Annotated in this window: 12 protein-coding genes and 1 pseudogene; 8 read left to right on the top strand and 5 right to left on the bottom strand. The window is 42.5% G+C overall.

The features are described 5' to 3' along the window. Positions 1 to 46: 46 nt before the first annotated feature. The 4 genes from V7L05_RS29330 (at position 47) to V7L05_RS29315 (ending at position 10,031) form a co-directional block, all read left to right on the top strand. Complete coding sequence (locus tag V7L05_RS29330) at positions 47 to 517, top strand: NADAR family protein (protein WP_335169442.1); 471 nt, start codon at positions 47 to 49, stop codon at positions 515 to 517. Positions 518 to 1,168: 651 nt separating this feature from the next. Beyond that, entirely contained in the window at positions 1,169 to 3,964 is a 2,796-nt protein-coding gene (locus tag V7L05_RS29325) for a GAF domain-containing sensor histidine kinase (protein WP_335169440.1), read from the top strand. A gap of 689 nt (positions 3,965 to 4,653) precedes the next feature. After that, positions 4,654 to 7,236 (top strand): GAF domain-containing protein, encoded by a 2,583-nt coding sequence (locus V7L05_RS29320; protein ID WP_335169438.1) that lies wholly within the window; start codon positions 4,654 to 4,656, stop codon positions 7,234 to 7,236. 65 nt (positions 7,237 to 7,301) lie between these two features. Further along, complete coding sequence (locus tag V7L05_RS29315) at positions 7,302 to 10,031, top strand: CBS domain-containing protein (RefSeq protein WP_335169437.1); 2,730 nt, start codon at positions 7,302 to 7,304, stop codon at positions 10,029 to 10,031. A gap of 47 nt (positions 10,032 to 10,078) precedes the next feature. Here the strand turns inward: V7L05_RS29315 and V7L05_RS29310 are convergent, their stop codons facing one another. Then, positions 10,079 to 10,264 carry a type II toxin-antitoxin system HicB family antitoxin gene (locus V7L05_RS29310; protein ID WP_335169435.1) on the bottom strand — a complete coding sequence of 62 codons (186 nt, stop codon included), beginning with the start codon at positions 10,262 to 10,264 and terminating at the stop codon, positions 10,079 to 10,081. Between the two features lie 854 nt (positions 10,265 to 11,118). Between V7L05_RS29310 and V7L05_RS29305 the strand changes: the two genes are divergently transcribed. From V7L05_RS29305 to V7L05_RS29290, 4 genes are all read left to right on the top strand, one after another. Beyond that, positions 11,119 to 11,445: a DUF6825 family protein gene (locus tag V7L05_RS29305; RefSeq protein ID WP_335169434.1), complete on the top strand. Its 327-nt coding sequence runs from the start codon at positions 11,119 to 11,121 to the stop codon at positions 11,443 to 11,445. A 124-nt stretch (positions 11,446 to 11,569) separates the two neighbouring features. Beyond that, on the top strand, positions 11,570 to 13,255 hold the full coding sequence (locus V7L05_RS29300) for an ABC1 kinase family protein (protein ID WP_335169566.1): 1,686 nt from the start codon (positions 11,570 to 11,572) through the stop codon (positions 13,253 to 13,255). A 17-nt stretch (positions 13,256 to 13,272) separates the two neighbouring features. After that, positions 13,273 to 14,010, top strand: a complete 738-nt coding sequence (locus V7L05_RS29295; protein WP_335169432.1) for a Stp1/IreP family PP2C-type Ser/Thr phosphatase — start codon at positions 13,273 to 13,275, stop codon at positions 14,008 to 14,010. Between the two features lie 640 nt (positions 14,011 to 14,650). After that, positions 14,651 to 14,848 (top strand): NblA/ycf18 family protein, encoded by a 198-nt coding sequence (locus tag V7L05_RS29290; protein WP_094348015.1) that lies wholly within the window; start codon positions 14,651 to 14,653, stop codon positions 14,846 to 14,848. 470 nt (positions 14,849 to 15,318) lie between these two features. Here V7L05_RS29290 and V7L05_RS29285 read toward each other — a convergent pair whose 3' ends face one another. From V7L05_RS29285 to V7L05_RS29270, 4 genes and pseudogenes are all read right to left on the bottom strand, one after another. After that, on the bottom strand, positions 15,319 to 16,887 hold the full coding sequence (locus tag V7L05_RS29285) for a serine/threonine-protein kinase (protein ID WP_335169431.1): 1,569 nt from the start codon (positions 16,885 to 16,887) through the stop codon (positions 15,319 to 15,321). Positions 16,888 to 17,707: 820 nt separating this feature from the next. Continuing rightward, positions 17,708 to 18,727 (bottom strand): glycosyltransferase family 2 protein, encoded by a 1,020-nt coding sequence (locus tag V7L05_RS29280; protein WP_335169429.1) that lies wholly within the window; start codon positions 18,725 to 18,727, stop codon positions 17,708 to 17,710. A 408-nt stretch (positions 18,728 to 19,135) separates the two neighbouring features. Further along, the gene (locus V7L05_RS29275) at positions 19,136 to 19,582 is read right to left on the bottom strand and encodes a hypothetical protein (protein ID WP_335169427.1); all 447 of its coding nucleotides are present in this window, start codon (positions 19,580 to 19,582) and stop codon (positions 19,136 to 19,138) included. 265 nt (positions 19,583 to 19,847) lie between these two features. Next, a pseudogene (locus V7L05_RS29270) lies at positions 19,848 to 20,024 on the bottom strand (zinc ribbon domain-containing protein); the annotation flags it as partial. Between the last annotated feature and the right edge of the window lie 90 nt (positions 20,025 to 20,114).

Here is a 20,114-nt window from a genome sequence, read left to right as displayed (position 1 = left end):
AACTTTCAGGTACCCTGAAGTTGATATATAAAAGAGCAATTTTCAAATGACTATTTACTTTTATAAGGTTTGGCAGCCTTATGGCTGTTTTTCTAACTTTTCTCCCCACGAAATCCACATCCAGGGTACTTCCTGGACAACGGTTGAGCATTATTATCAAGCCCAAAAGTTTGTCGGCAGCACAGATGCAGCAATTATACCCCTGATCCATGCCGCCGCCACCCCAGAAGAAGCTGCCGCTTTAGGAAGATGTAGCGATCGCCAACTCCGTCAAGACTGGAATTTAGTTAAAACTCAAATTATGCGAGAAGCTGTACTCAAAAAGTTTCTCACTCATGCCGATATTAGAGAAGTTCTCTTGAGGACAGGCGATGAGATTTTGGTTGAAAACTCCCCAACTGATTCTTTTTGGGGCTGTGGTGCTAATCAAGCCGGTCAAAACCATCTCGGTAAAACTCTCATGAGTGTGCGTGAAGAAATCCGTAATTTACGATCTTTAACGATAATTTACGAATAGTTTCATCAAAATAGTTACATTCAACATAAAATCAGCAATTATACAGGGAATAGTAAAATTCCCTAGCCAAAAATATTTGAAAAAGTTGCTAATAATTTAGTTATTTGTTTGAACCAATCAGAATTAATTGAATTAATGGACAAAAAGGGGGAAAATACTTTGACTTTAAAGCAATTATGAAGAAATTAGTTGAGTGATATTACTGAAATAGTTTGATGATTAAGAATATAAAATTAATAGGTGTCTGGATTAATATTTTCTCAACTTTAGATTTGAGAGGATATTTTGAAAGTATTTGCTGATTTACCTACCAAAGGGTTTTAGAGTTTGTTTTAAAAGTGGTTAACTGTGATTTTAGGCACTTGTTGATCCCCCCTAATCCACGCCAGTCGCTCCACTTGGGGAGACCCCAAGACCGCGCTGGCTCCCCTTAAAAAGGGGGGAATCGGAATTAAAGTCCCCCAATTTATCGGGGGATTTAGGGGGATCTAAAACTTTTTGCTACCAACAAGAGGACTTTTTAAACATCCTCTGATCCATTCTGAATTCTGGCTCCTGGCTCCTGAATTCGGAATTATTCTTCGGGAAGTTGAAAATTCTCATCACGGACAATTATAAAAAATTAGACTTCAGTCATACTGTATATAAACAATGAAATTTACCAAGAAACCAAACGAGTTGCAGCAAAGCTTAGTAGTCCAAAAAAGTTTACTACACGGGATGATCAAACAGATCAGGCGATCGCTCGACCTCCCAGAAATATTAGCGACTACCGTTAGCCAAGTGCGTTTATTTTTGAATGTAGATCGCGTGAAAGTGTATCGCTTTAATGCTGGTGGTAGTGGTGAAGTCATTGCTGAATCTATTCATGAACAACGTCTGCCATCTTTATTGGGGCTGCACTTCCCAGTTGATGATATTCCACAAGCGGCCAGAGAGATGTTTGTGTTATTGGGGCAACGTTCGATTGTGGATGTGCCAAACGGGAAGATCGGGCTATCGCCTGTACAGTCAATAGAATCTGACAAATATCTAGAAAGCAATATCTACTATCGGCAAGTAGACTCGTGCCATATTCAATACCTAAAGGCAATGGGTGTGCAGTCTTCGTTAGTAATACCAATTTTACATTCCGACCTCCAAGAACAATCGGCAAAGCCTAAATTGTGGGGATTGTTGGTAGCTCACCACAGTGAACCGCGAGAGATTTTGAAGCGGGAACTAAAAGTATTGCAGGAAGTTACTGACCAAGTAGGGATCGCGATCGCTCAAAGTAATCTACTCAGCCAATCCCTCGCCAAGCAAGAGCGAGAAGCTACTATTAACCGAGTTACCACACTATTACATAAACTACCGACAATCCAATTGCAGGGAGCGCTAGAAGAAGTTATTACTGGCTTCGGTGGAGTCGGTGGCAGGCTTTACATTGAACAGAATCAGGAACTATACACCTGGGGCGACCAGCCGAAACTCCCCTATCAGTCAGATGACAGTATTATCGAACAGCATCTCGTCTGGCAAGACTGGATGGCTGAGTGTAAACCAGGTAATATTTGGGCAAGCGATGACCTCTACAAAGAACCACGTTTGCGAGTTTTGGCTTTAGGATTCCGTTCTACTAAAATTCGCGGACTGATGGTGATTCCCCTACATTACCGCGAAAAATTTATTGGTGTATTAAGCATTTTTCGCTCTGAATTTGAAACAGAAGTCTTGTGGGCGGGACGATGTGAAGAAAATCGCCGACAAGTGTTACCCCAGCTTTCCTTTGAGCTTTGGCGAGAGCAAAAAAAGGGGCAATCATCTGAGTGGAAACCGGAAGAAATCTTGTTGGCGCAAGCCTTATCCGAGCATTTCTCAATGGCAATTGAGCAGCACCAAATGTACAAAGAGATACAGACGCTCAATGCCAACCTAGAATTGCAGGTGCAAGAGCAAACTGCTGAACTCGAAAAATCATTACTGCTTGCCAAAGTACTCAAGCAAGTCACAGAGCATATTCGCCGCACATTAGACTTGCAGACAACCCTGCAATCCATCGTTCGGGAAGTCCGTCCCCTGATAAATTCAGACCGAGTGCTGATTTTCCAAATGAAGACTAAATCAGTGATTGTGGAAGAGATTAATGGCAATTGGCAGTCAGTTTTGGGATTGAATGCACCAGGAGAATGCTTTCCTGATGAGTATAGCCGTCTATCCTTTCAGGGCAGGATACGGGCAATTAACAACGTTTCAACGGCTGCTTTAAGTGATTGTCATCGAGAGTTTTTGCAGAGTCTGCAAGTGCAAGCAAACTTAATAGTTCCGATTAATATAGGTGTGGAACTATGGGGCTTAATAATTGCCCATGAGTGTGAGGCTCCCAGAGATTGGCAGGATGCAGAAATTGATTTATTGCAGCAGTTAGCAGATCAGGCTGCGATCGCCATTCAACAAGCACAACTCTACGAACAAACCTATAATGCCGAAACTGAATCCAGAAATCAAGCTGCCCAGTTAGAGCATTCTCTAAATGAACTCAAAGAAACACAGCTAAAATTGATTCAGATCGAAAAAATGTCCGGCTTAGGACAGTTAGTGGCAGGTGTCGCCCATGAAATCAACAACCCCGTTAACTTTATTTACGGGAACCTGTGCCACGCCAGTGAGTACACCGAACAACTGCTAGAAATTTTACGTCTCTACCAGCAACACTATGCCCATCCCCATAGTGAAATTAGCACAGCGATCAAAGCAATGGACTTTGACTTTTTGCTAGAAGACTTTCCAAAAATTATCAGCTCAATGCAAGTAGGAACCGATCGCATCCGCTCAATAGTACTGTCATTACGCAATTTTTCTCGCTTGGATGAGGCTGAAAACAAGCGCGTTGATCTGCATGAAGGCATTGATAGCACCTTATTAATTTTGCAACATCGGCTGAAAGGAAATGCTGAATTTCCCCGCATTGAGGTAATCAAAGACTATGGCAACATCCCACTGGTGGAATGCTATGCTGGCCAAATGAATCAGGTATTTATGAATATTATCAGCAATGCCATAGATGCCTTGGGAATGGGGAATGGCGAATGGGGAATAGGGAATGAGGAAATGATCACAGAGAACAATGGGGACAATGAGTATAACCTATCCCTAGTACTTCGGGAACGCTCAGTACAAGTGCCCACTATCTACATTTCCACTAAACTCTCAGTAGACAACTCTCGTCTGTTGATTCGGATTATTGACAATGGGTCTGGAATGAGTGAAGAGGTGAAAAAGCGAATTTTTGACCCGTTTTATACTACCAAACCTGTAGGCAAGGGTACAGGACTGGGACTGTCAATTAGCTATCAGATTATTGTCGAAAAACATGGTGGAATAATGGAGTGCATTTCAGAACCTGGCAAAGGTACAGAGTTCTGGATTGAGATTCCCGTCAAGCCTCCAGCCACTCCAAGATTTTAGCTATTTCGCCGTAAGTCAACTTAGAGCCAGGGCGAATAGAATAGAGCCTCCGGCACGCTGACGCGTAGCTTGCTTCGACCTAGGAGTACGCGGCTACACAAACTCTCGTCCACCTTCTCTTCGAGACGCTGTTCGCGTTCGTGGACTAATACAAAATCAAGGATTCTTAACCCACGTTCGCCCTTGGCGTTCCGCAGGAAAGGTGGGTAAAGTCTCGTGTAGACGCGGTTTCTAACCGCCCTTTTAGCTGCGGAAATGGCAAGTGCGATCGCATAGATCCGATAAAATAACCTTAATGGCTATCTTGTTATAAGGGACTTCCAAGAAATAAATTATCCCTTTTGTGGGGTGGGCATCCTGCCCGCCCTGAATATAGGACGGGTGAGGACACCCATCCCACAAGATAATTTTGGATGCTTTTTTATTTGTCAGTCCCTAAAACCGCAACACCTGATGAGAAAATAAGACATTCAAACAAAGCGATCGCAATTCGATTGTTAACAAGCCCGTTAATCAGACCCGATTTTTTTGAGGTCAAAGGAAACAAAAGCATTATCGGAGATGACGTGGCAGGTTAGTCCCTCAAAAAAAGACTCCTGAAAGCCAGACATTGTTCATTAAGTTTTGTGTAAAATTTGATGGTGAGGTTATTTACTTGATCCTCAATTGCCGCAATCCAGGTTTCATTTATGAGTCAGTCTTTTTCTCAAAACCAAGCAAGACAAAATCGGCAACAAAGGCTGTGGCAACAAAAATGGAGTTTAAAGACTAAAGCAATAGTTTGGGCGCTAAGTATCAGCGTCCTTCCTGTGGTTGCAATTGGAACAGTTACTTACTTTTATAGTGTTAATTTAATTACCAAAAAAATTCCGCAAGTCAGACAGGAGAGTGCAAAAAGTTCAACAGAAACTGAACTTGCTCTACAGAAAGAACTGTCAGTGTTGTTAACTAGTATGGGGGTTACAGCAATTTTCGCAGGTGCGATCGCTGTTTTTGTGGCGAATCGAGCTATTAATCGAGTCAGCAAGGTTGCGGCAACTTCTAATCTGATCAAAAATAAGCTACGTCCAGACAGTGAATTTACTCAAGTTTTCATCGCTAGCGAAGATGAATTAGTGATGTTAGAGAGAAACATCAACTTATTCACAGAGCTGCTTTCAGTTTTGATACAAGAGAAAGAAGCCGAAGCTGATTACTCCCAACTATTGATAAAAATTACCCGATGGGTTCGAGAATCATTCAACAAAGAAGATGTTCTCAAAACTACCTCAGAAGAAATTCGTAAAGCTTTAAGCATTGATCGCGTAACCATCTTTTGCTTCAACTCCAACAGTAATGGAACCTTTATTGCCGAATCAGTAGCACCTGGCTTACCGAAAATATTAGGGGTTACAGTCTCTGACCCTGGATTCGATGCCAGGTATATAGAAAAATATCAGAATGGTTGCATCCGTGCTATTGATAATATCCATCAAACCGATCTGAGTGATGGTGATATTGAGTTGCTTACGCAATTTGCTGTCAAATCTAATTTAGTAGCACCGATTCTCAAAGGCAAACAGCTATTTGGTTTATTGATTGCACATCAGTGTTCTAGACTTCGCTTTTGGCAGCAGTCTGAGATTGATTTGTTCGCTCAGATAGCCATGCAAGTAGGATTTGCCCTTGACTACGCCAAGCTTCTAGAACAGGTAGATACCAAGGCAGATAAAGCTCAGGTATTTATAGAAATTACCCGCAGCATTCGCCAATCGCTCAACGAAGAGGATGTGATCAGAACGACCGTGGAAGAGGTTCGTAAAGTACTGAGTACTGACCGAGTGCTGGTTTATAGCTTTAGCGCTAATTGGTTTGGAACTGTGATTGCAGAATCAGTGGTTCCAGGTTATCCCAAAGTTTTGCGATCGGAAATCCGAGATACATGCTTCGGTCAGGGTTATGTAGAAAAGTATCAGTCTGGTTGTGTTCAAGCTACAAACAACATTTATGAAGCTGGTTTAGGTGATTGTCACATTAACCTACTCGAATCATTTGCTGTAAAAGCAAATTTGGTCGCCCCCATTCTCAAAGATAAACAGCTATTTGGCTTATTAATTGCACATCAATGCTCCAGACCCCGTGATTGGCAACAGCCTGAGATTGATTTATTTGGCCAGATAGCGATGCAAGTGGGATTTGCTCTCGACCATGCTAGGCTGCTGCAAAGAATCGATGCTGAAGGTGTGCAAAGCAGGTTGCTGGTGGATACTATCGGCAGCATTCGCCAATCGCTCAACGAAGAGGATGTCTTGAAAACCACCGTCGAAGAGGTTCGCAAAGTACTGAGTACTGACCGAGTGATGGTTTATAGCTTTTACGCGAATTGGTCTGGAATTGTGATTGCCGAATCAGTTGTTCTCACCTACCCAAAAGTTTTGCAATCTGAAATCCAAGATCCATGTTTTGGTCAAGGCTATGTAGAACAGTATCAGTCTGGTCGCGTTCTAGCAATAAACAACATTTATGAAGTCGGTTTGGCTGATTGTCACATTAGCTTACTCGAATCTTTTGCTGTGAAAGCAAATTTAGTCGCCCCGATTATTAAAGATGAACAGCTATTTGGCTTATTAATTGCACATCAATGCTCCAAACCCCGTGATTGGCAACAATCTGAGATTGATTTATTTGGCCAGATAGCGATGCAAGTGGGATTTGCTCTCGACCATGCCAGGCTGCTACAACGAATCGAAGCAGAAAGTATGCGAAGTCAGTTACTGGTGGATATTATCCGCAGTATTCGCCGATCGCTTAACGAAGAGGATATCATCAAAACCACTGTGGAAGAAGTTCGCAAAGCACTAAGTACTGACCGAGTTCTAGTTTATAGCTTTTACGCTAATTGGTTTGGAATTATAATTGCCGAATCAGTGGTTCCAGGTTATCCCAAAGTTTTGCGGTCTAAAATCAACGACCCCTGTTTCACTCAAGGCTATGTAGAAAAGTACCAGTCTGGTCGCGTTGTCGCAATCAACAACATTTATGAGTCGAGTTTGGCTGATTGTCACATTAACCTGCTGGAATCCTTTGCTGTGAAAGCAAATTTAGTAGCACCAATTATCAAAGATGAGCAACTATTTGGTTTGTTAATTGCACATCAGTGTTCTGAACCCCGTAATTGGCAACAGCCTGAGATTGATTTATTTACCCAGATAGCGATGCAAGTAGGATTTACTCTCGATCATGCTAGGCTCCTACAAGCGCATCAAGTTGCGGAAGCTAACTTTGGTGAATAGCTGTGTGACAAACTGTTCGGGAGTAGGATTGAGTTTGTATTGGTAAGTTAGTAGTATGCATATAGATGGATTTAATTCTTTGCCACACAACAGCAGATTTTGACGCGGTAGGAGCAGCAGTAGGGCTAACACGCCTACTACCGGGAAGTAAGGTTGTGCTGACTGGCGGTTCTCATCCTACTGTACGGGATTTTTTAGCATTGCATCGGGATGAATATCCGTTGATTGAACGCCGTTCGGTGAATCCAGAAAAAATCCGTTCTCTGACTGTGGTGGATACGCAACAGCGCCATCGCTTGGGTAAAGCTGCCGAGTGGTTAGATTTGCCCGATTTAAGAGAGATTATAGTTTATGACCATCACTTAGGACAAGAATCAGATATTCCCGCCACGCGATCGCATATTTCCTCAGTGGGAGCCACTACAACTTTAATTGTTGAGCAATTGCAACAACAACAAATTTCCCTGACTCCTGCCGAAGCAACTGTGATGGCTTTAGGTATCCACGTTGACACTGGCTCTTTGACCTTTGACCAGTCTACACCACGGGATGCTTTAGCTTTGGCTTGGTTGATGCAACAAGGTGCCAGTTTGTCGGTAATTTCTACCTACCGTGACCCTGGCTTGTCTTTACAATTGCAGCAGCTATTAACTGAGGCGCTGGAAAATTTAGAATATCTCTATCTACATGGATATACGGTTGCTTGGGTAACTTTGAAAACAGATAGTTTTGTGCCGGGGTTATCGAGTCTAGCTTCCGAACTCGTGGAATTAACCGAGATTGATGCCATACTATTAGCTAATGAGTATCCTTTGGGTGAAAGTGATTCACGCTTAACTGTAATTGGGCGATCGCAAATTCCCAAAACAAATCTCAACCTATTATTCCAACTCTTGGGCGGCGGCGGTCATTCCCAAGCCGCATCGTTGAACTTACGCAAAGTAGATTCGCAGGCAATATTAAAACAACTCCTGGACGGAGTAAAAGCACAAATTCCCCATCCCCCCACTGCTAGGGATTTGATGTCTTCTCCTGTCCGCACTATTCTGCCTGAAACCACAATTGCCGAAGCCCAGCGTATTTTATTACGCTATGGACACTCTGGTTTATCTGTAGTTGATGCTCAAAAGCAACTGGTAGGTATTATTTCGCGGCGGGATATTGATATCGCCTTGCACCACGGATTTAGTCATGCACCAGTTAAGGGTTACATGACAAGAAATCTGAAAACAATTATGCCAGATACAACACTGCCAGAAATTGAGTCGGTGATGGTGACTTATGATATCGGACGCTTACCAGTAATGGAGAATGAGCAGTTAGTTGGTATTGTCACTCGTACTGATGTATTGAGGGAATTACATCAGGAAAGAGAAGAGGAGAGGGGAAGTGAGGAACAGACAAAGACAGGAAGAAGGGGGGAAAGTAATCTTAATCTCCCTCAATTGCAGAATAAACTTGCTCCTCGATTGTGGCAATTACTTACCACAGCATCGCAAGAGGCAGAAAAACGGGGTTGGCATCTTTATCTAGTGGGGGGTGCAGTGCGCGATTTGCTATTAGCCCAAGCATCGGGCACTTTGATGATTAAAGATATTGACCTTGTGGTTGATGGTTTTCACAAATCAGCAGATGTCGGTGCTGGTGTAGAATTAGCAAAGGCACTACAACAACTTTACCCTGCGGCTCGCTTAGAAATTCACGGGGCTTTTCAAACTGCGGCTTTGTTGTGGCACAAAGACCCAGAATTAGATTCTCTATGGGTAGATATTGCCACCGCTAGAACAGAATTCTATCCTTATCCAGCCGCAAATCCAGAAGTTGAGGCGAGTTCAATCCGTCAAGATTTGTATCGCCGAGATTTTACCATTAACGCCCTCGCCTTGCGCCTGACTACTCCCCGTGCTGGTGTAGGGGCGCAGGCTGCTGCGCCCCTACTTGACTTCTTTGGCGGGTTAATCGATTTACAAGCTAAACAAATTCGGGTTTTACACGCCAATAGCTTTATCGAAGACCCCACCCGGATTTATCGTGGTGTGCGCTTTGCTGTGCGCTTCGGATTTCAGATTGAACCGCAAACTGAAGAGTTTATCCGCTATGCCATCAACAGTGGCGTTTACGATCGCACTGCTCAAGAGAATAGCAGAACTCCAGCCCTGCAAACTCGACTGAAAACAGAATTAAAGCACATCCTAGAAGCCCCCTACTGGAAATCGGCTTTGCAGTTACTCGATAATTTAGGGGCTTTGCAATGTATCCATCCTAGCCTGAAGCTAGATATGGAAGTCATACGACAATTACGTTTGCTAGAACGCTGTTTGCGGCGATTTGACCCGCAACCAACCATTATCCATTGGGAAATGCGCTTAGAAACGTTAATCGCCCATTTAGCAGCAGAATATCGGGCGAAAGTAGCAAAAAATCTGCAATTACCAGAGGATAGCATTGCTAGGCTGAAGAACTTAGCTCAAGTTCAAACTGAGGTGATGACATTATTACCCACTTTACAACGCCCCAGTCAAGTAGTGCAGTTGCTGCGACAATATGATTTACCAATGCTGATTTTAATCGCCGTGCAAAGTCCGCGAGAGATTAGACATCAGATTTGGGAATATTTGACTGTTTGGGCGAATGTGCAGCCACTATTGAATGGCAATGATTTAAAGAAACTTGGTTACAAACCAGGGCCGCAGTATCGGCAAATATTAGATGATGTACTTGCTGCTACCTTAAATGGAGTAATTAAAGATAGATTTGAGGCTGAGGAGTTTTTAGCACAACACTATCTAAAATGAATTAGTGAAGCGATCGCACATATATTTGTGGAGTATTGAGCAACAGATTATAAATTCAGTTCCTGTTTCTCTGACTCTGATAGAGTTTCTAGGTAGACTTCAACAGCTTCTTTGATATTTGAACTTACTTCTTCCAAGGAATGGCCTTGACTTTGACAGCCGGGAAGTTCTGGAGAATAAGCGTAATAGCCCTCTTCATCTTTTTCGATAATAATGTTTACTTTATAAAACATAAAATAATCTAACTATCTGATGATAATTAAATCTTAACATTTTTATTAAAAGAGAAATCGCACTAGATTAACGCTTTGTAAAGACAGGCGATCGCCTATGACATTATATGCGATCGCAATAGTCTAAATTGTAGGGCTATTTCATTCTATTTTTAGGGCAGTTTTTACGAATCTTTTTGAGAAAAACAATAATTTAGCAACGAATGTACCCCTCAAAAACGACCATTTTGTGACAATTAACTCCTAAGCATAAAACGTGACATTTTAGAATGAAATAGCCCTGGGGTAAACTGGTTACAGTTAGTGCTAACAAAATAAATGGATTTAGAAAGCTTGCTATTATCCCAGTTCCTACGCTAGCTCCAAATCCTAATGTTAGTAGTATTAGTACAGTTGCAAATGAGTCTTCAGCCAAATTTATAACCCAATCCATAGCCAGACCCACAACCCAATACACAGCCGAACTCACAGCCCCAGCCATACCCACAGCCCCAGCCACAGCCATACCCACAGCCCCACCCACAGCCCCACCCACAGCCAGACGATTAAAATCGCGGCTACCAGAACAAAGCGTGACTCCGCAGGCTAGAAGATGTAGTCAGCCTGCGCGGACTTCTTTTGTGTAGCCGCGACTTCCAGTGGTTCGATCTGGGTTTTGTAATACGTAAATATACTTAAATTACCAGGGATACATTAATTAATTAATATTTTTGACATGAAGTGTTTGTGAGGAAAAATAGATATGGGGAAATAGAAAAAGCGATCGCCAACCCCAAATTTCTAACTCTTCAGCAGAAGCCGTAAAGCATACAGGCAAGCTATAATTCTCTTGCGGTGCAACGTAACAAAAATTTATGAGTAACCCCCTTGTGCAAGCCTTTTTCGTAGGCAGAGCGGTAGCTGAAGTAGTTAATGAGCGTTTAGAGGTCGCCTTGACCGATGCTTTGAGTGATCTGGGCAAATTTGATGCCGAAGCTAGAGAGCAGTTGCGCCAGTTTACAGAAGAAGTCCTAGAGCGGGCAAATCGGGCAGCAGAAGTAGCTAATGCAGGTCAATCTACCACAGGTAGTCGGCAAGCCAGTTCTGATTCCGGTGACTTGCAAGCAGATATTGATGAATTGCGAGCAGAAATTGCCCTGTTACGAACAGAATTGCAACATTATCGCCGAACTTCTGCATAAATTTTGTCATTAGTCATTTGGTTAAAGTACAAATGACAAAGGACATTTTATCAAAAACAGTTTAGGAATCAGAGTGTCTTTTCTTCCAGGTGATTCGATCGCAAACCAACGGTACACAAAGCATATGGAACAAGGTTATTCAGATAAGGCATACCGTTGGAATCGGGAAAACTACTCTAGCAGACGGCGTTTTGTGGACATTTGGTCTTTTGTCTTGACCTTAATGTTCAAGCTTTGGCTATACAACAAATCTTGGAGTTACGCGGGTGGAGTAACTGAAGTCAAGCAAGCTGCAAGACGCAAAACTCAAGCGGTCTGGATTCGCAATACCCTGCTGGATTTAGGGCCAACCTTCATCAAAGTCGGGCAATTGTTTTCTACCCGTGCTGATATATTCCCTGGTGAATATGTAGAAGAACTAGCCAAATTACAAGACAAAGTACCGGCATTTAGCTATGAGCAAGTAGAAGCGACCATTGAGAAAGAATTAGGCAAGAAAATTCCTGAACTCTTCCATAATTTTGAACCTATTCCCTTAGCTGCTGCTAGCTTGGGGCAAGTACACAAAGCTGTACTGTATACTGGGGAATCAGTTGTCGTCAAAGTGCAACGTCCTGGACTAAAGAAGTTATTTGAAATAGATTTACAAATTCTCAAGGGAATTACCCGCTACTTTCAAAACCATCCCAAATGGGGAAAAGGGCGAGATTGGTTGGGTATTTATGACGAGTGTTGTCGTATTCTTTGGGAAGAAATTGATTATCTTAACGAAGGTCGTAATGCCGATACTTTTCGCCGGAACTTTCGCGGCTACGATTGGGTAAATGTTCCTAGAATATATTGGCGTTACGCCACGTCCAGAGTCCTGACTTTGGAATATCTCCCTGGAATTAAAATTAGCCAATACGAAGCTTTAGAAGCAGCAGGTTTGGATCGAAAGGCGATCGCTCGTCAAGGCGCTCAAGCCTATTTAATTCAGTTACTTAATAGTGGCTTTTTTCACGCTGATCCCCACCCAGGCAATATTGCCGTTAGTGCAAGTGGAGCTTTAATATTCTACGATTTTGGCATGATGGGGCGGATTAAAGCCAATGTCCGCGAAGGATTGATGCAAACCCTGTTTGGTATTGCCCAAAAAGATGGCGATCGCGTTGTGCAGTCTCTAATCGATTTAGGCGCGATCGCCCCAACGGATGACATGGGACCAGTGCGGCGTTCCGTCCAGTATATGCTGGATCATTTCATGGATAAGCCTTTTGAAAATCAATCGGTCGCCGCAATCAGTGACGATCTTTATGAAATAGCTTATAATCAGCCATTTAGATTTCCAGCAACCTTCACTTTTGTGATGCGAGCCTTTTCTACTCTAGAAGGAGTAGGCAAAGGTTTAGATCCAGAATTTAACTTTATGGAAGTTGCCAAACCATATGCAATGCAGCTTATGACCGATATGAATGGTTCTGAGGGGAATAGCTTTCTTAACGAATTAAGTCGTCAAGCAGCTCAGGTAAGTAGTACTGCCTTTGGTCTACCACGTAGATTAGAGGATACACTAGAGAAGCTAGAGCGGGGAGATATGCGCCTGCGCGTTCGGTCTATAGAAACTGAACGGTTGTTGCGGCGGCAGAGCAGTATTCAACTTTCAATAAGTTATGCTCTGTTAATCAGTGGTTTCACACTTTCAGCTACGATTTTAGTGGTTAGTAATCATGAATGGTGGGCACTAATCCCTGGTTTAATTGCAGCAGGGCTTTCAGTGATCCTGATCCGACTACTTTTACGCCTCGACCGTTACGACCGTATGTATTAATTGTTGCAAAAAAAATTATGAAACTTAATTTCACGGGTTTTACCGATCCGGGACTTATTCGTTCTAATAATCAGGATAGTTACTATATCGACCCAGAGGGGCGGTTTTTCGTTGTCGCCGATGGGATGGGAGGTCATGCGGGAGGTGAGGAAGCAAGTCGGATTGCCACTAAGAAAATTCAGGCGTATTTGGTGGAAAATTGGCAATCTCCTAAATCTTCCGAAGAATTGATCGAGCAAGCTTTGTGGGGAGCCAATGAAGCGATTTTGCACGATCAGCAAAATCATCCCGAACGCGCCGACATGGGTACAACGGTTGTAGCGGTAATTTTTCGCGCCCCAGAGTCGCCCTGGTGCGCTCATGTTGGCGATTCGCGGCTGTATCGCTTCCGAGAGTCGCAATTAGAACAGGTAACGGAAGACCACACTTGGGTAGCACGGGCAATCAAAATCGGCGACATCACCTTAGATGAAGCACGATTACATCCTTTTCGTCATGTATTATCGCGCTGTTTGGGGCGTCAAGACTTGCATCACATTGATGTGCAACCACTAGATGTAAAAGTTGGCGATCGCTTGCTGTTATGTAGTGATGGTCTCACAGAAGAACTTGTCGAACAGAAGATTGCTAGCTGCCTCCAAGATAGCCCTTGGATTGATAAAGCCGCCATCTCTCTAGTTGAGGCTGCCAAAGACCACGGAGGGCACGATAACATCACAGTTGTCATCGTCTCACTCGAAGAAAATAGTCATTAGTCATTACTTATTGTCCAAGGACAAAGGACAAATGACTAATCCGGTAAATATACTCAGCAATTTGTTCAGCGTGAGCATTTTTCCTTTTTACAATTTGATACAAATACTTTTACCCTCCAAAGTGCGCTAATGAGGCTAAATTTGCATAAATTGGTAAATTGACATGTTGCACGTAATAAGGTAAAGCGACTATAATTCACGCTTATTACCATTCATTCCCCAACCTCCTGAAAACCCCTACCCTCCGAAGTTTCCTCCATATTGGGGGAGAGAGGATCTTAGCTTTTCTTAAACAGAAAAACTATCGGGGGCTAAGGATAGTACCTGCTCTTCTCCTCAAAGAAGAGTTGTGCAAAGTCGGAGGAGTGACAGAGGTAGTTATACCTATCTGAGTCCAAACAGAGCCGATTTTCCGGAATCTGCCTTGCCTGACTTGGGTGGTATATCAGTAGGATGAGGTGCAAAATATCAGAGCAGAAAAATTCCCCATTTAGAATGTGGGCAAAGCTGTCAAACAATTGTTATCTTTCTTAATACGGAGGAACAAACAAATGTTGGACAGTTACAAGTCCAAATATTATCCCATTTGGTCTTCTGTGACCGATATCACCTTTACGCGTTGTTTTTTCGGAGTTAACTTATGAACCAACCAATGAAACTATCCTTGGAACAGCAATTCAGTATCTGCTCATTTTCTACTCAGGTGCAAAATATGAGCCACGAACAAGCTAAAGACTTTTTGGTGAAGCTGTATGAGCAAATGGTAGTGCGCGAGGCAACTTATCAAGAGCTTCTTAAGCACCAGTGGGGCTTAGATTCCGGTTCCACTATGGCATAGAGTCGTTCTGATGTCGCAGTGGACGACCTCCTTCTCTTGCTTGGTTCCAAAGAGGAAAAGAGCTGGGGCTGTCGGGGCGTCAACTTCGATAAGTAATTCCACAAGAGTGGCGCAAAATTTCAAGTCACGAAATTAACTAAGAATGAGTAAACATTTTCTACGGCACATCTGCTGGAGTCTAGATATAACTTTAGCTTTGTAGGCTAAATTCATTGTTTGTTTTAGCGAAACTTGTTTTGTCTCGTCTAGTCTGAGAATCCCACCTGCGTAAATTTATAATCATCTCGAATATGTACACAGGAAGAGTAACAGAGAATTTAGATAGCACCGCTTTGGCAGCTAGTTATTTCGCTCTTTATACATATAACTAGAACTTACATCTTTATATATATTTTGTTTATAAAAGTTTACATTCTTGGAGTTTACATCCCTTAGTTCCATCTAAAACATGTAACATTCAGAAATTATGCCTAGCTGCAAAGATCGTATGGAGTATCTGTATCAATACTTTCCAGTTTTGTCAGAATTTGAGGCTTAATCTTTTCGTACTCCCTTTTGAGCAAGCTTTTACTAAGTTGGGGGTCGGCAGATGATATTGATGTATTGCTGATTGCGACCCACTCTTGCAGTCGTTGGCGCTGGGCAGAAGCGACGCTGGAAAGTAAGATATGAGTACAGCGATTTGGTGTTTCTCGTGCAAAGAACAACAGGCGGTAGTAACCTGTATGCTGTAGTAACCGGGCAGCTTCTTGACCAAGACTGGTTTTGAGATCAAGGTAATAAGGCAACCATTTAGCGCCATGTTTGCGGTTATAGATGACAGTAATCCATAGCAGCATGGGATGAGGAACAGAGATGAAAAGAAATTGATTATAGCGGGTACAGAGTAAGCGCTTTTGAATTTCCTCTTGCGGTAGCATCACCCAGAGAGCTGGTAAAACCTCGCCATTGATATGAATGGGCTGGGGAAACACAATATCGGCAATTGGTTTATTTGGCGGCCAGGAAATGGCACGAGCGATTTCATCGTTTGAGGATGCCCGCAAATCGGCTTTTGTCTTTTGTTCAACAAGCTTAGGGCTAACAAGCTTAGGGCTAACTGTAGTAGCAGGAATTAGGGCATGGCTGTCTTGCTTAGGGATGCGTGTATGCTCAGGCTTTTCTACAGATGCTAAAACTCTGAGGATTTCAGCGATATTTTGTGGGCGATCGCGTGGTACTTTAGCTAGACAACTCATCACCAAATTTTCGACTTCTTTTGGTAGTTCTAATCCAGGCACAACCTCAGTAAAAGAACGTGGTTTTTGATAGTGATGTATTTTATACCATGCTCCAAAAGAGTGAGTTAGTGCCACCAGTGGCATTTTGCCTGTGAGCATCTCAAACATCATCACGCCCAAGCTATAAATATCAGCACGGTTGTCTAATTCTTTACCCTCCATCTGTTCGGGAGAAGAATAAGCCAATGTCCCCAAATAAAATTTTGTATGGTCGCCATCTGACTGTAATAACTTCGCAATACCAAAATCTAGAACCTTGACCAATTCTCCAAAACTGGGATCTTGAATCACCAGGATATTGCTTGGCTTAACATCGCGATGGATAATTGGGCAAATGGTGCCCTCAACTGGGATACCATCATGGGCACACTGTAACCCCAGGCTGAGTTGACGCGCCATACTCAGGAATCTTGGTAAAGGCAGTCGTTGTTTGCGAATAATATTGTTCAGGCTTTGTCCTTGCAGGTATTCCATGACGTAGAATGGGGTGTTATTGTCATCTACGCCATAGTCCATAACTCGGACAATGTGGATGCTTTTTTGCCCTAGTAAAGCACAGGTTTTTGCTTCTCGCTCAAAGCGGTCTTGCAATCGCAGCTTTTCATTTTGGATTGATAGAGCGAGAAACTTAACCGCAACAGGTACACCTCCCAACAAAGTATCTTTAGCACGATAAACTCGACCCATTGCTCCAGTACCGATTAACTCCTGGAGTTGGTAGCGTTTGCTTAGTAAGCGACCAATGTTGGGGTCTGACATAGAGAATTTGAATCCAAAAGCAGGTTGTAAGTGTTTGGGAGGAAAAGTGCATTCAAACTGATATCTGAATTATTGCGCCCAGAAATGACTTTCTAGTGGTCTGTCAAACCCATTTTGACGGTTGGAGAGACGCGATAAATCGCCGTCTCAACAGAAAATTTATTCGTCAATTATTTCTTGACAGACTACTAGGCTTGTACCGCAAGGCAGAAGTCGGAAGTCGAAAAGCTTATAGGGTAAGCTTTTGTGCTATTTTCAATCGTTGCTCTCTTTAGGCGGTGCTCTACTAGCTTTTTTCAGTCCTCTTTTAGAGGATTGAAGGCATGATCTGGTAGGTTGCAACCGAGACGGTTATTACAACTGGTGCAACATACTAGATCAAACAAGCAGAAAGGGTAAATTTATAATGACGTTTTGTACCATTTTTCACTTTAATTGTCGTGTAGTTTTAGTTTGCCCAATTTTGACTAAATAGATAACTCTAGGATCTGCCAAAAACCTTAATTAGGTAGTAGCACACTCACCATACAGTTCTGATAACTGTATGGTGAGTGCGGAGTTTTGAATATCAATAAAGCCTGAGGGGGCGACATGAAGCTTTGCGGGGCAGATTTTATAACTGTTTTTTTAGTGGGTAATGACCCACAGCTAAAGTTTTGCTTGATTAGCACTTTCCTCCTATCTCCAGCAAGCCTGTCCTCTGCCTTTGTTTTGTAAGTAGGGGTAATCACAGATACTTATTGCCTGCTCAGGTTGTTAAACTTCAGGCTCATCCTGAGTATGTAAGGATATATTATTTTTTGATAAAACTGTGATAGCACTAATTGGTAATTTTTCGTTTTTTCTGTAGGTTATAAGACATCTCAAAAACTGACTTATTACCCATCACATAGTATTGAATTCGACGTTCGATAATATTCTTAAGTCGATAAATAAAATCATAAAAAAAGCATGGATTTTCCCTGATTTCTGTTAATGCTGTTAACCATTGTCTTTGCTTGAGAGGCACTACAACTTGAAAGTAAGCTAGATTTCTTTTAAAAACTGCAAGATTATAAGACAGAGCACGCATTAAAGCTGGATTTTTTTTCACAGCTTCTTGTTGAATGAAAGAATTAGTAGCTATGCAGCATTGATTTAGACGTGACAATATGCTTTGACGTACTATAGAATTGGGGCGTGAGCGGTAGAAATAATAGGGTTTCGGCACAATAAAAAAGCGAGCGCCATTGATTAAGCATTTCATATCAAACCAAAAGTCCTCAGCCATGCTTAAGGTTTCATCGTACTCAATACCGTGCTTAACTAGAAATTCTCGTTTGAATATAGGCTTGCTTAAACCAAGATGCAACCCTGCTTGTCCATAGACATCAGTTTCTACAAAATAAATGATATCAATTTGGAGAATTTTATCTATATCTATATGTTCTCCACTTTCTTGAATCAATGTACTCCAAGGAGATGTTGCACCATCTTTGATTAAATACAGATCGTCAGCAATCATATCTGCATTTGTTTCCTCTGCCAGCAATACAAGCTTTTCTAATCTTTCAGGAGCATACCAGTCATCTGAATCAAGAACAGCAACCCATTTTCCTTGGGCTGCTCTGAGGGCACGATTACGCGCAGCAGAAACCCCAAGATTTTGTTGATTAACTATCACTTTCAGACGTTGGTCAGTAAAGCTTTTAGCGACTTCTACAGTTTGATCACTTGAACCATCATCGACAATGATAACTTCAATATCAGTGAGCGTTTGGTTTAAGGCTGACTCTATTGCCTTTGCAATATAAGCTTCAGTATTGTAAGCAGGGATAATGACAGAGACTTTAGGATTCATGAAACTGAACTCCTGACTATACGGTTAGATGAAAATGCTGGAATCCTGATGATAATTTGAAAATTTCTTTTTTACTATAAGTACGTAGACATAAATAATCCCAGGTTTGTAGTCAGCGGCTCTAGCCCAATTTTGAGGACTCAAACCCTTACTACGACGCTATTTCATAAATTTTATATTGCGTAACATAGTTTGATCTATTCTTGCCTACTTAGTTACAATTTAGTAAGTAAATAGGTAAGAATAAACGATTGCTCGTTAAGGTCGGGCATGAGATATTCCATAGATCACAAACTTTCCTCCAAAGGGCGATCGCTGTCAGATTTTATAGTCTGTAATACCTTTTGTCAAACAGCACTTAACCTCTTAAAACGGCTATATCGAGATCAAGCTTTTTTCCCTAAATTTTTAGGTTGACTGACGCTCTAGGCTAGCTTCCATTGTGTTAGTTAAAAAATGACCAGCCAAGATGCCACTGCTGAGGTAGTATGCATTTTCCGAAATCCGGTGTAGGGTTTCAAACCCACTACGACGCTGACGATCGCCTAGTACTCGATAATGCTGCACAATAGTATCTAGACCAATCCAGCCTTCGCCTTCAACCTGTCCCAAAAGATTATGTTGGAGTAGAAAAGTATACTGACGTTCTCCATCATGTAACCGCCCCTTGTATTGCAAAGAAATCTCCGAGCGATCGCTACCAGGAAATATCAGTTTTGTGGCCATAGTAAACCAGTTATCTCGATTCCAAGCTACCAAGGTCATACCCTTGACGCTGATTGGCATACCATTACGTTCCAGCCAATTTCCTTGCATTACCCAGCGTCCTGGTTCCAATAAAAAAGTATGAGCCACCTTCTATTCCCTGCCTTGATCGAGTACCACCAAGACTATAGTTATAGCAGTGCTGAGTAATGAAGTGAAGAATAAAAAACTCCACCCACAAGGGGATGGAGTTTTTGGGCATGGCGAATGGGGCATGGGGCATGGCGAAGAAGTTGCTTTCTTCCCAATGCCCTGAAAATGTATTTAATTTTGAATTGTTAATTGTTTTTCCTGTCTCAGCACGGGCTAAACCTTAGCTATCCGCTAACAGCACTCAGCACTGAATCCCGTGGGGTCAAACAGCGATAGCAGGCATAACCCGACTTACATCACCTAACCCAACGGTTGATGCCCCAACCATTTGAATGTTACGTGCGGCGTTTTCATCCCTTCCATTCACTGACTGACACGAAGGACAACGCCATTCCCTGACTGACAAATCAAGACTTTCTAGAACGTGCCCCCAATTAGAGTTAGAGTCGATGGGGAAATCGCTCTCCCCACCTCTCCTTCAGAACCGGACATGAAGATTTTTCTTCATCCGGCTCCTCTTTGACTTAGC

The sequence above is a fragment of the Nostoc sp. genome (assembly GCF_036917755.1).
Classification (GTDB): Bacteria; Cyanobacteriota; Cyanobacteriia; order Cyanobacteriales; family Nostocaceae; genus Nostoc.
The sequence above is the reverse complement of the archived record's forward strand: the minus strand, read 5'-3'. Positions and strand labels throughout refer to the sequence as shown.

Bases quoted from the DNA above. Each gene is read 5' to 3' on its own strand.
- V7L05_RS29330 (WP_335169442.1), top strand. From the start codon at position 47: ATGACTATTTACTTTTATAAGGTTTGGCAGCCTTATGGCTGTTTTTCT.
- V7L05_RS29325 (WP_335169440.1), top strand. From the start codon at position 1,169: ATGAAATTTACCAAGAAACCAAACGAGTTGCAGCAAAGCTTAGTAGTC.
- V7L05_RS29320 (WP_335169438.1), top strand. From the start codon at position 4,654: ATGAGTCAGTCTTTTTCTCAAAACCAAGCAAGACAAAATCGGCAACAA.
- V7L05_RS29315 (WP_335169437.1), top strand. From the start codon at position 7,302: ATGGATTTAATTCTTTGCCACACAACAGCAGATTTTGACGCGGTAGGA.
- V7L05_RS29310 (WP_335169435.1), bottom strand. From the start codon at position 10,264: ATGTTTTATAAAGTAAACATTATTATCGAAAAAGATGAAGAGGGCTAT.
- V7L05_RS29305 (WP_335169434.1), top strand. From the start codon at position 11,119: ATGAGTAACCCCCTTGTGCAAGCCTTTTTCGTAGGCAGAGCGGTAGCT.
- V7L05_RS29300 (WP_335169566.1), top strand. From the start codon at position 11,570: ATGGAACAAGGTTATTCAGATAAGGCATACCGTTGGAATCGGGAAAAC.
- V7L05_RS29295 (WP_335169432.1), top strand. From the start codon at position 13,273: ATGAAACTTAATTTCACGGGTTTTACCGATCCGGGACTTATTCGTTCT.
- V7L05_RS29290 (WP_094348015.1), top strand. From the start codon at position 14,651: ATGAACCAACCAATGAAACTATCCTTGGAACAGCAATTCAGTATCTGC.
- V7L05_RS29285 (WP_335169431.1), bottom strand. From the start codon at position 16,887: ATGTCAGACCCCAACATTGGTCGCTTACTAAGCAAACGCTACCAACTC.
- V7L05_RS29280 (WP_335169429.1), bottom strand. From the start codon at position 18,727: ATGAATCCTAAAGTCTCTGTCATTATCCCTGCTTACAATACTGAAGCT.